This window comes from Desulfosporosinus acidiphilus SJ4 (assembly GCF_000255115.2).
GTDB lineage: Bacteria > Bacillota > Desulfitobacteriia > Desulfitobacteriales > Desulfitobacteriaceae > Desulfosporosinus > Desulfosporosinus acidiphilus.
Window position 1 is genome coordinate 2,617,203 of sequence record NC_018068.1, and the last position, 11,479, is coordinate 2,628,681.

Annotated in this window: 11 protein-coding genes; all 11 read left to right on the plus strand. The window is 40.8% G+C overall.

The window, feature by feature from the left end; translation table 11 throughout:
- Positions 1-165 precede the first annotated feature (165 nt).
- The 11 genes from thiC (at position 166) to DESACI_RS12000 (ending at position 11,455) form a co-directional block, all read left to right on the plus strand.
- Entirely contained in the window at positions 166-1,464 is a 1,299-nt protein-coding gene (thiC, locus tag DESACI_RS11950; RefSeq protein ID WP_014827452.1) for a phosphomethylpyrimidine synthase ThiC, read from the plus strand.
- Between the two features lie 19 nt (positions 1,465-1,483).
- Positions 1,484-2,785, plus strand: a complete 1,302-nt coding sequence (gene bzaB / locus DESACI_RS11955) for a B12 lower ligand biosynthesis ThiC-like protein BzaB (RefSeq protein WP_014827453.1) — start codon at positions 1,484-1,486, stop codon at positions 2,783-2,785.
- A 632-nt stretch (positions 2,786-3,417) separates the two neighbouring features.
- Positions 3,418-5,520, plus strand: a complete 2,103-nt coding sequence (locus DESACI_RS11960; protein ID WP_014827454.1) for a BglG family transcription antiterminator — start codon at positions 3,418-3,420, stop codon at positions 5,518-5,520.
- Between the two features lie 15 nt (positions 5,521-5,535).
- Positions 5,536-5,793, plus strand: a complete 258-nt coding sequence (locus tag DESACI_RS11965) for a hypothetical protein (protein WP_014827455.1) — start codon at positions 5,536-5,538, stop codon at positions 5,791-5,793.
- Positions 5,794-5,799: 6 nt separating this feature from the next.
- A complete protein-coding gene (locus DESACI_RS11970; protein ID WP_014827456.1) occupies positions 5,800-6,120 on the plus strand; it encodes a PTS sugar transporter subunit IIB in 321 nt (106 codons plus the stop codon).
- Positions 6,121-6,299: 179 nt separating this feature from the next.
- Complete coding sequence (locus DESACI_RS11975) at positions 6,300-7,607, plus strand: PTS sugar transporter subunit IIC (RefSeq protein ID WP_014827457.1); 1,308 nt, start codon at positions 6,300-6,302, stop codon at positions 7,605-7,607.
- A 68-nt stretch (positions 7,608-7,675) separates the two neighbouring features.
- Entirely contained in the window at positions 7,676-8,017 is a 342-nt protein-coding gene (locus tag DESACI_RS11980; RefSeq protein ID WP_014827458.1) for a PTS sugar transporter subunit IIA, read from the plus strand.
- 313 nt (positions 8,018-8,330) lie between these two features.
- On the plus strand, positions 8,331-8,594 hold the full coding sequence (locus tag DESACI_RS11985) for an HPr family phosphocarrier protein (RefSeq protein WP_014827459.1): 264 nt from the start codon (positions 8,331-8,333) through the stop codon (positions 8,592-8,594).
- 78 nt (positions 8,595-8,672) lie between these two features.
- On the plus strand, positions 8,673-10,376 hold the full coding sequence (gene ptsP / locus DESACI_RS11990) for a phosphoenolpyruvate--protein phosphotransferase (RefSeq protein WP_014827460.1): 1,704 nt from the start codon (positions 8,673-8,675) through the stop codon (positions 10,374-10,376).
- A gap of 140 nt (positions 10,377-10,516) precedes the next feature.
- Positions 10,517-10,696: a hypothetical protein gene (locus tag DESACI_RS24700; RefSeq protein WP_162470961.1), complete on the plus strand. Its 180-nt coding sequence runs from the start codon at positions 10,517-10,519 to the stop codon at positions 10,694-10,696.
- Positions 10,697-10,948: 252 nt separating this feature from the next.
- Positions 10,949-11,455, plus strand: a complete 507-nt coding sequence (locus DESACI_RS12000; protein WP_014827462.1) for a tetrahydrofolate dehydrogenase/cyclohydrolase catalytic domain-containing protein — start codon at positions 10,949-10,951, stop codon at positions 11,453-11,455.
- The last annotated feature ends 24 nt before the right edge of the window (positions 11,456-11,479 follow it).

Genomic DNA, 11,479 nt, shown 5'->3' on the forward strand with positions numbered 1-11,479 from the left:
AGCATAACCAATGTATGTCAATTGAAAAAGCGTTTGCACAAAATGGACTTTAGTAAACCCGGATGGCCATGAAGTCTATTTATAACAAGATACACAAGGAGCTAGCAATTCTATAAAAACAAGAGGAAAACCAAGAGAAATTAAATTCATATAGGGAGGATAATGATGAGTTTGTTAACGAAAGCATTGGAAGGAATAATTACACCTGAAATGGATCAGGTGGCAGCCCAGGAGAACGTCTCACCGGAATTTATTAGGCAGGGAGTTGCCGCTGGCAGAATAGTAATCCCTTGTAATTTTCATCATAAGACTATTGTTCCTATAGGGATAGGAAATGGGCTGCGTACAAAGGTCAGTGCCAGTATCGGTCTTTACGGTAATAATGCTGTAATCGACGAAGAAGTTAAAAAGATCAAAACAGCGTTAACAGCAGGCACGGATGCTCTAATGGATTTAAGCGTTAGCGGTGATATCGACACGATGCGTAAAGAGACACTAAATTCTGCTTCCGTTCCAGTTGGTACACTGCCGGTTTATCAGGCAATCGCTGAAGCAGGAGAAAAGTACGGTTCGAGTGTGAAAATGGATGCCGAGGAAATGTTTGAGGTCATTGAACGTCATGCTGCCGATGGTGTTGACTTCTTAGCTTTACACTGTGCAACAACCATGGATGTTGTGGAACGAGCAAAGAAAGAAGGGCGTATTGACCCACTAGTAAGTTATGGAGGTGTTCACCTAATTGGTTGGATGATCGCCAATCAATGTGAAAATCCCCTTTACGAACAATATGATCGGGTATTGGAAATTGCCAGAAAATATAACGTTACCCTAAGCCTGGCAGACGGGATGAGGCCGGGTTGTCTGGCTGATTCTTTGGACGGAGCGCAGGTTCAGGAACTGGTAATCCTGGGAGAACTGGTCAGACGGGCTCGGGAAGGGGGGGTTCAAATCATGATTAAAGGACCTGGACATATGCCCCTTGATCATGTAAAGGCGACGGTTACTTTGCAAAAGAGCCTTTGTAAGGGGGCCCCATATTTTGTTTTCGGGCCTTTGCTTACGGATATTGCTGCCGGTTATGACCATATTAATGCTGCAATCGGGGGTGCCATCAGTGCCTGGGCCGGTGCGGAATTTCTCTGCTATGTAACTCCTGCTGAACATATTGGCGTTCCCAGTATTGATCAGGTACGGGAGGGAGTCATAGCTGCCCGTATCGCTGCACATGCCGGAGACCTGGCCAAAGGGATGAAAGAAGCCCATCAATGGGATTTAGAAATGTCTATGGCTCGGAAAAACCTGAACTGGAAAAGACAACTGGAATTGGCCCTTGATCCGCAGAGAGCAAAAGAGATCAGGAAAACACGAAATAGCGGCGAATCTTCAGCTTGTGCCATGTGTGGAAAGTATTGTGCTATGGAAATTGTCGCAAAGTATCTGAACACAACAAAACATAGCTGTTAAGAAGGGAAAGGTAGATAAGATGACCCAGGTTTTAAAAGCACGTTCAGGAATCATTACTGAGGAAATGGAGGCCGTGGCAGCTGATGAGAATCTTGATGTAGAGTTTATCCGGCAGGGAATCGCAGAAGGGAGAATAGTTATTCCCAGAAACAAAAAACGGAAGGAATTTAAATACTGTGGGATTGGGGAAGGTTTAAGGATTAAGGTTAATGCCTTGATCGGTACCTCGAGCGACCGTGATGACATGGAAATAGAAGCACGCAAGGTTGCGATTGCGGAAGAAGCCGGCTGCGACAGTTTTATGGACTTAAGTACGGGAAAAGATATAGATGGGATGAGGAAGCAGTCCTTGTCCCTAGCTCATGTAGCGGTAGGCAGCACGATGATTTACCAAGCAGGTATCGAAGCGATTGAAAAATACGGCAGTGTTGTCAACATGAGAGAAGAGGATATTTTTGAGGTCGTTGAACGACAAGCGGCTGAAGGTCTGGATTTTATGGCGATTCATTGTGCTCTGAATATGGACGTTATCAAAAGAATGCAGACAGTCGGGCGCGTAACCGACGTGGTCAGCCGGGGCGGAGCTTTTCTTACCGGATGGATGCTGCACAATCAGAAAGAAAATCCGCTGTATGAAAAATTCGATCGTGTGCTGGAGATATTAAAGGCCTATGACGTAACCTTAAGCCTGGGGGATGCCATCCGACCCGGCAGTATCGCCGATTCGTTGGATGGTGCGCAACTTCAAGGAATGATCATTCAGGGAGAACTAACCAGGAGAGCACAGGAGGCCGGTGTACAGGTCATGGTGGAAGGACCGGGACATGTTCCCCTTAATCATGTCGAAGCTACTATGCGCGTGCAGAAAAGACTATGCAACAATGCCCCATATTATATTCTTGGAACTTTGGCTACGGATGTAACTCCAGGTTATGATCATATCAGCGGAGCGATCGGAGGCGCATTGATCGGAGCATGCGGTGCGGATTTTCTATGTTATCTGACTCCTGCCGAACACCTGGGGCTACCAACTGAGGAAGACGTCAGAACCGGAGTAATCACCACCAGAATGGCAGCCCATATTGCTGATATCACCAAAGGCAATAAACAAGCCTGGGCTAGAGATTTGGAAATGGCCAAGGCCCGTGTTGCCCTGAACATTGACGGGCAGATTACGGCGGCCCTTTATCCCGAACAACTGAAAGCTTCCGCAGCAACTACCACAAACGATCACGTTTGTGTGGTATGCGGAACCGGATGTGCCGCCCAGGTCGCTGCCGAATATTTTGGCCAGCCGGACGACAGTATGTCGAATTCATGAGGAACCGACTTTGAAATTGGTATAGTGATTGTTTATATAAAAGTAGACGACCGACGCATGCCGGTCGTTTTTCATTAACTTTATCAGCGGTATATTTTTATTTTTTGGTTTTAGAATAACTCATAATTATGAAGTCCAGGCAATGGGCTTTGCCGGCATTCTATTACTTACTTACTACTCTAGACGAATCTAAATAATCACTCTTGAGCGATTATTTTGGTATTGGCCATAATATTAAATGAGCTTTTTCCTAGAATGTTAGGGTTTAGCTTGTATTAACGGTCAAACGGAAAACAACTTAAAAATTATAGTTGCTAACCTACCTGTCATGCGGCTCTTAGAACAAACATAAGCCTAAAACAACTGCTAAATTTCCTTATTTAATGGAAGGAAAAGGTAATAAATAATATTTATTACCTTAAATAATAGAAAAGTGTCAGTACAAATGTGTCAATGTATAATTAAGTTCATATTGCTATGTCATCTCTAACGTTTATAATAAATGTTAGATAATTTAACTACTAAATATTAAAGAATTAAATTATAAATCAAATTCTAAATTGATTTTTAGAAGTAAATAAATATATTTCTTAATAAGTACTTTAAATATTTGGGTAAGGGGGGGAAACATTATGATTAAGCTTAGTTCGCGACAACTCGATTTGTTCCGAAAGCTTATTAACCGAGAAAATATAAAGGTTAAGGATTTTGCCCAAAAATATAATATAAGTGTCCGAACAGTTTACCGAGAAATTGACAATATCAATAAAGAAATTCAGACTTTTGGAGTTAAAGTCGCAAACGCGGATGGAGGGCTTGTCTTAAATGGAGATTCTGAACAACTTATTCATCTTAAATTGAATATTCCTGGTATTGATTCAGTTATGAAGGTTCAGAACAAGAAAAATCTAATCCTCTTAGATCTCCTACAAGGTAAAGGACCTATTAAAATACAATATTTCGCCAAAAAATTTAATGTATCTAGTGCTACCATCAGTTACTACCTTAAAGATATTAAAGAATGGCTGGAGAGTAAAAATATTATTCTAGTTTCTAAGCCGGGGGTCGGAATATATATAGAATCTGATGAAGGGAATATTCGACATGCTATCATAGATTTGTTATATCAAACTTACAGTGCTGATGAATTAGTTAGCTTTTTACAAGAAGGTTATGAACATCAAGCAAATCCTACAAGCAACAAGCTTAATAATGAGTTAAATGATAGATTATTAAACATGATGGATCATAATACCTTAAAAGTAATTGAAAAGGCTCTAACAAACTTGGCCACTGAAATGAATTACCAGATTGAAGATAGACTCTATATTGAGTTAGCGATTCATTTAGCTTTAGCAATTAAAAGGCTTCTTAACGGAGAAACTATTGATATTCAAAATTCAACTTTAGAAAAATTAAAAGAATCGGGAGATTATATTTACGCTGAAAAAATAGCCCGTTCTATTACGAGTGACCTTCCTATTGAAATCCCAGAAGCCGAAATCGGGTATATTACAATTCACCTTCAAGGGGTAAGAATTGGCACACAGGCCCTTCAGGTCGATGATCAGTTCTTGACTACCATGACTAACAAAATTATTCAAAAGGCTTCAGTGGTATTCGGAATAAATTTTAGAGAAGATCAAACCTTGTACAAGGACTTAAAATCTCATCTACTATATTCAGTCTATCGCTTGAAAAACGGTTTTAAGATCCGTAACCCTCTCATACAGCAAATAAAAAATCAGTATAAAACCGTTTTTAAACAGTGCAAATTAACCCTGGATAAAACTCTCAGAGAAGATTTGAATCTCGAGATTAATGACGATGAAATTGGCTATATTACAATGCACTTTCTCGCATCGCTAGAACGTTTAAAAAATAAGACTAGAAAGATAAATGCTCTTTTGGTCTGTGCGAGCGGAATAGGAACTTCTAGAATGTTAATGGCCAAACTGAAGAAGATCCCCCAATTAAATGTTGTGACAACGGCGTCTGTGCTAAAGATCAACGAAATGAAAGAGACGTTTGATTTAGATGTTATTATATCGACTGTTCCTATTCAAAGAGATGACATTAAGGTCGTTATTGTTAATCCACTTTTTACGGAAAGTGATTTAGAAAAGTTGGAAGGTGAATTAAATGTAAGGATAAGTGTTCAACCCCAGGAGCGAAAAATCGAGTTTGAGAAAGACCAGTTGAGCCAATTAAAATATATCAAAGATTACAGTTCACAAATTAGTGTTCTAACCAAGAATGTCTGTTTTACAACGATGAGTTCTACCCAAGTCAATTGTATTATTAAGGGACTTTTAAACGAGCTTGTTGAGAAGAAATTATTGAATCGACAGCAAGCCTTAAGTTTAAGACAGACACTGTTGGATAGGGAAAAACTTGGGGCTATTATAATCCCGAAAAAAAACTTCGCCATTTATCATTGTGCCAGCTCTGAAATAACGGAGCCGATGATAGCCGTCGCTCGATTGGACAAGCCTGCCAATCTAATAAATTTACTTGGTAAAAATGAAAAGGTGACAACGGCTTTTCTAATGCTTGCACCACTATATGTTAAAGAAAGCTTGGAGATCATCGGGGATATTTCTAGTTCCATTATCGAGAGTTCGGACTTTGTCACCGAAATTAATCGAAGTTCAAACGTAGAGGACTGTCGCGCTCTATTAGAAGAAACTCTTCTTAAAAAGCTTTATGTTCAAATAGAAAGAATCTTTTCTTAGAAGGAGGTGAGTAAATTGACATCAGAAGGAAATTTAATTTCAGTTTCTAAAAAACAATTAGGGTTATTCTATATTCTCTTAGCAACAGTTTGGTTCGGGGAATCTATCAATGAAATTATTCACTACCATTTCTCTGCGGGTTTAAGCTTGTTTGTCTTTGGGAGTCTATTCCTTATTGCTCTCTATCTGATTCAGAGTTATTTCACGAGAATGCTTCTGCTTTACCAGAAGAATTTAAATAGTTCTAGACAGGCATTAAAAAATAGGAGGTAGTTAATTATGAAAGCGATTATTTTATGCAGTTGGGGTGCCACATCAAGTTCACTGGCTAAGAGTGTAACCGACGAGGCCAAGAAGAGGAATCTGGACATTACTGTTGATGCCGGGGGTACAGGTGAATTCAAGAAAAAAGCGGCAGATTACACCGTTGCTTTACTTGAGCCTCAGGTTAGGCATCTCAAGAAGGAGATCGAAGAGGCGGCAAGTAAATACGGGATTCCGGTAGATCTCGTCGATATGCAGGCCTTTGCCATGATGAACGGAAGCAAAGTCCTCGACCAGATCCTTGAGTTAGCAAAAAAAGCAAAGTCAAACAGTTAAAGTAAGGACTTTTGAAGACCTTACTAGGTTACGGAATTTTCCAACCAAGATGAATAAGACTGAAGGAGAGCGAGGTGGTAAACGAATTAGTCTTCACCCCTTGGGGGTAATGAGTCTTTGCCAAATTGTAAGGACATTATAATCCCGATTTTAACAATAAATATTTGGGGGGCTAAATTATGAAAAACAGCCGATTTATGCAGTGGATGGATGAGCATTTTATGCCTGTCCTAGCAAGAATTGCTCAAAACATCTATTTGCAATCCATTCGTGATGCATTTTGCATCTTTGCATTACCACTTATTATTACGGGTTCTGTTTTCTTGATTATCTCTAATCCACCTGTAGCCCTTCACTGGGGAATTATCACAGCTTGGAATAATGCTATTACACCGATCCAAGGCCAAATCATGACCGCGTTTAATTTAAGCTTTGGCATCATGGCTTTGATGGTTGCCTTTGGGACAGCTTATAGCCTCGCTACAAGGTGGGACTTAGATGATGCTTTGGCCGGTATCCTCTCGATGGTCAGTTTCCTCATTCTCTGCTTTCCCGCAACAGATGTAAGCAAAGTCTCCTTTGGAGATGTTCTAAACTATCTCGGAGGTCAAGGATTATTTGTTGCGATTATGATTGGAATTATGACTGCTAAAATAATGAAGTTTTTCACTCAGAAAGGTCTCGTTATTAAGATGCCCGCCGGGGTCCCTCCTTATGTCGTGAGAACTTTTACAGCTCTTGTTCCGTTCTTTTTCATGATCACATTTTCTTGGGCTCTTGAATGGATTGTGTGGTCCCATATGCACATCACTGTTCCGCAATTAGTACTTGAGGTCTTTAAACCATTAGTTGCTGTGTCTGACAGCTATCCGGCTGCACTGGCCGAAATCATTCTCATGATGCTGTTATGGTCACTGGGCATCCATGGTATGAACGTTGTGTCTTCAGTAGCCTATCCGTTCTGGATGACCCAATTGGCAGCCAATGATGCTGCTCTGAAAGCCGGTCAGCCGCTTCCTGGAATTGTTACTGAACCTTTCTTCCATATGTTTACGCACATAGGTGGTTCAGGTTTGACATGGCCATTAACGATTATGTTCTTAATGTCCGCTTCCAAACAGCTTAAGGGTATTGGCAGAACAGAAATTATTCCAGCTATCTTTAATATTAACGAGCCTCTTCTTTTCGGTGCCCCGCTTGTTTTAAATCCAATTATGTTTATTCCCTTAATCCTAGCCCCAGTTGCGGCTGTTACTATTAACTATGCAGCCTTTGCTTTTCATCTTGTACCAAGAATTGTTACCCAGCCCTCATTTACGACTCCGGTATTTCTAGGTGGTATCATTGCTACAGGTGGGTATTGGCAGGGTGCTGCTCTTCAGTTAGTTAACTTGATTGTCGCTGCAATTATCTACTATCCTTTCTTCAAAATGTTCGAAAAAGAATTGGTAGAAAACGAAAAAGCAGCTGAACAAGAAACTGCTTAGTAGATGAATTTTTCAGAATCCGTTTTAAGTATCTACAATCTAGAATTAACAATAGGGGAGGCTTAAAAGTGAACGTCGAAAATAAACTTGACCTCGAACAAATCATTTTGAATCTAGTCCTGCACGGCGGCAATGCCCGCGGCAAAGCTTACGAAGCTCTGGATGCCGCTGAAGAAGGCAATTTTGAGCAAGCGGAAAAAAACCTTGAAGAAGCTGATCAGGAATTTTATGAGGGTCATAAATACCAGAATCAACTTATACAAGGTCAATTAGAAAAGGACACTGTACCAAATTTCCTAGTCATTCACGCCCAAGATCAGCTCATGACTGCTCTTGCTGAAAAGAACCTTATAAAAAGACAAATCGCTCTTTATAAACGTGTCCATGAATTAGAAAAGAAAATTCGATAAGTGTTCGGCAAATTAAGTATAAATTAGATTAGATAAAAAGGCAATTAAGCAAATTCACGGGAAACGCAGTATTCTATTTTATGGGGTGATTCTTTGTACGCTTATTACTAAGTAATGAACAGAGAATACCCCTTTCAACAATCCAAAGCTGCACAAGTATTTGCGGTTACTTTCAAAAGCGTTTTGGTTGAGAGGTGACAATATTGGGTGAGATAAAAAAGATTGGCGTTTTTGTATGATCTAGCTAACGAATTAGCAATCTAAGAAATATCGTTACAACTTGATTAATAATTACTTTAAAGGAGACAGTCCAATGATTGAAAAAGGATATACTTTAACGAATCCGCAAGGCCTTCATGCCAGACCAGCTAGTCTATTGGTACAAGCGGCTACCCAAAGTAAGTCGGCCGTTACGCTTATTAAAAATGGCAACGAATATAATCTTAAAAGTATTCTGGGAGTTCTGAGTGTGGGAGCCCAGAAAGGAGATATTCTTGTAATTAGAATCGATGGTCCGGACGAATTGGAGACGGAAAACAAGATCCAAGCTTTATTTGCTGGGAATTTTGGTGAATAAATCAATAGGGTATTAGAATCCAAGAAACTATTCGGTGGAAAAAATAATGCTGCCAAGTTCAAAAATGGAGGATCAAAAATGATGGGAATAGGGGTATCACCCGGAATTGCCATTGGGAAAGCCTTTGTGCTCAAAGAGATTCCCACAAATTCACCAAAACAAAGCTACTTTAACTATCAGGAAGAAAACCAACGTCTGGAAAAATGCCTGAGTACGGTGCGTCTTCAACTGGAAAATATCCGGGCGAAAGCTGAAGCTAAATTGGGAGATAAGGCCCAAATTCTCGATGCGCAAATCTTGATCACTCAGGATGAAGAACTCCTGACGTTCGTGAGGGGTAAATTAAAAGAAGGTTTGTCTGCTGAAGCGGCTGTTCATGATGGTGTGGAATTTTACGCCGAACTTTTGGCTAGTATGGATAATGACTATATGCGTGAACGGGCTGCCGATATTAGGGACGTGGGCCAGAGGATGATACGTCATCTCTTAGGAGTTGAACAATCTGATTTAGCTCATTTACCTGAAAGTTATATTATCGTTGCCCATGACCTTACTCCGTCCGATACGGCGACGATGGACCAGGAACGTGTCCTGGGTTTCGTCACTGAGATTGGAGGCCGAACATCCCATACTGCGATTATGGCAAGAACGCTGGAGATACCAGCGGTAGTCGGTATGGTTGACGGGACGAGCATTATCAAAACCGGAGATCTGGTGGTTTTTGATGGTGAAAGCGGGGAATTAGTCCTGAACCCCAGCGAAGAAACCTTAATGGTTTATTCTGCTAAACAGAAAAAGGAGCGGGAAAGCAGGGCAAGGCTGCAGGCGCTCAAGGAACAGCCCTCAATGACTCAGGATGGGCGGCAAGTGCTTATTGCTGCTAACATCGGAACACCTAAAGACTGTGAAGGAGCACTGAAGCATGGAGCCGAAGGAGTGGGATTGTTTCGGACAGAATTTTTGTATTTAAATCGGGATACACTGCCAAGTGAAGATGAACAGTTTCAAGCGTACAAGGCAGCCCTGGAAGAAATGGCCCCAAACTCAGTAATAATAAGAACCTTAGACGTGGGCGGTGATAAGGAGATTCCGTATTTGGGCTTGGGCAAAGAGAGTAATCCGTTTTTGGGATATCGGGCGATCCGTGTCTGTTTGCGCCAGACCGAAATCTTTAAAACCCAGCTGCGTGCCCTTTTGCGGGCAAGTGTCTACGGCAAGCTCGGGATAATGTATCCGATGATCTCCAGCTTGGATGAAGTGCGTCAGGCCAATGCGATTCTTGCCGATACCAAAGCAGAATTGGCTACTGAAGGAATTGCTGTTAGTCCGGATGTCGAGGTAGGCATTATGATAGAGATTCCTTCAGCCGCTTTGATCTCGGACATTTTGGCTAAAGAAGTGGATTTTTTTAGTATTGGAACAAATGATTTGATCCAGTATACGACAGCTGTGGACCGTTTAAACGAAAATATCGCTTCTCTCTATACACCTTATCATCCCGGGGTGTTGCGTCTAGTGCAAAAGGTTATCGAAAACGGACACAACTCCGGAATCTGGGTCGGGATGTGCGGCGAAGCTGCCGGAGAAACTGCTTTAATCCCCTTGCTGCTGGGCATGGGACTGGATGAATTCAGTATGAGTGCTATATCTGTCCTGGAAGCAAGGGAACTCATCGGAAAGCTGAATTATGCTGAAATTCAGGCGTGGGTGCCTGAAGTATTGGCCATTGGGACGGCAGAGGGGATCAAAGAAGCTTTGAGATTAAAGTCGATCAGAGGATAGTAGAATTTCGAGTTTTTTTGTCTTTTGTCAAACTTCTCTATCCGTTAAAATCAGTAGGGAAGAGAGTTTATATTAGGAAGAACTACTTTGGAAAACTAGTAAACTGTTATAGGAAGAATGTTTACCACATCGAACGTAGGTTGAAAAAACTTTCTGACGGAAAAGTTAACCCCATTTATAGCACAGGCCAAGTTATTCGGCCTGTGCTTTTAGGTTTTTTAAGGTTTTTCAAGGCGGAACAATTGACGGATATACTGTGGCTGCAATTGACGGAACAAATTTCTTCGGGAGCAATAAAAAAAGTTATCCATAATGCTTGAAAACACTAAAATCAATATACCCGTCCCCTTCTAAGAGGCGCTGTAATGTCAACAGTAGGGAATGGAGTCCTAAGAACTGCCAGTAGACTCTACAATCAAGATAACGCCTAAGTATTGGGTCCAACAGGAGAGTTGGATTTTTTTTTCGGGCAATGTGCCTATTTGACATTTAAATAGGCACATTTCATGGTACTTATTCAGAATATTCAAAATATACTATACTAATTAAAAATATATAAGGGGGAAGCTACTTTGGATATTGATATGAATGGATTAGGATCTCAGTATATTAAAAGAAGCTTCGAGTCTCTTACTGATGATTTAGAATTCTTATTTGAACGATTAAACGAGCCGGTCTGTTTAGCTGCGGTGTTGATTGACGGACCTAATACTGCGATTTCCAGAGATCTCCTGCGGAAAACCTGTGACTCATTGCCCATTCGATACTCAGAGTATTTGCTACCTCAAAATATTGGGTTAGAAAAGGTAGTGACATTAATCGAATCGCTAAATCGTGAAAAATCTATTCATGGGCTGATCGTCGTAGTGCCATCCACTCTTAAGTCCGTGTTAAATCTATTATATGACCATATAAGTCCACAAAAAAATATTCAATTGAACGATGAAGATTACCACAAAATAGAAAAGTTTGGCCTTGATCCGCATGAAAAGGATATTTTAAGCATTCTCATGATGCTCGAAAAAACCTTTTATACTGCCGTCGATCAGATCGCCAAGCAAAAGGGGCATATAAAATAAATTCGCCGGTATCGTTACAACAGT

What these genes read in the sequence shown, in the direction of transcription:
- DESACI_RS11960 (WP_014827454.1), top strand. Translation starts at nt 3,418, where the DNA reads ATGATTAAGCTTAGTTCGCGACAACTCGATTTGTTCCGAAAGCTTATT.
- thiC (WP_014827452.1), top strand. Translation starts at nt 166, where the DNA reads ATGAGTTTGTTAACGAAAGCATTGGAAGGAATAATTACACCTGAAATG.
- DESACI_RS11985 (WP_014827459.1), top strand. Translation starts at nt 8,331, where the DNA reads ATGATTGAAAAAGGATATACTTTAACGAATCCGCAAGGCCTTCATGCC.
- DESACI_RS11970 (WP_014827456.1), top strand. Translation starts at nt 5,800, where the DNA reads ATGAAAGCGATTATTTTATGCAGTTGGGGTGCCACATCAAGTTCACTG.
- ptsP (WP_014827460.1), top strand. Translation starts at nt 8,673, where the DNA reads ATGATGGGAATAGGGGTATCACCCGGAATTGCCATTGGGAAAGCCTTT.
- bzaB (WP_014827453.1), top strand. Translation starts at nt 1,484, where the DNA reads ATGACCCAGGTTTTAAAAGCACGTTCAGGAATCATTACTGAGGAAATG.
- DESACI_RS11975 (WP_014827457.1), top strand. Translation starts at nt 6,300, where the DNA reads ATGAAAAACAGCCGATTTATGCAGTGGATGGATGAGCATTTTATGCCT.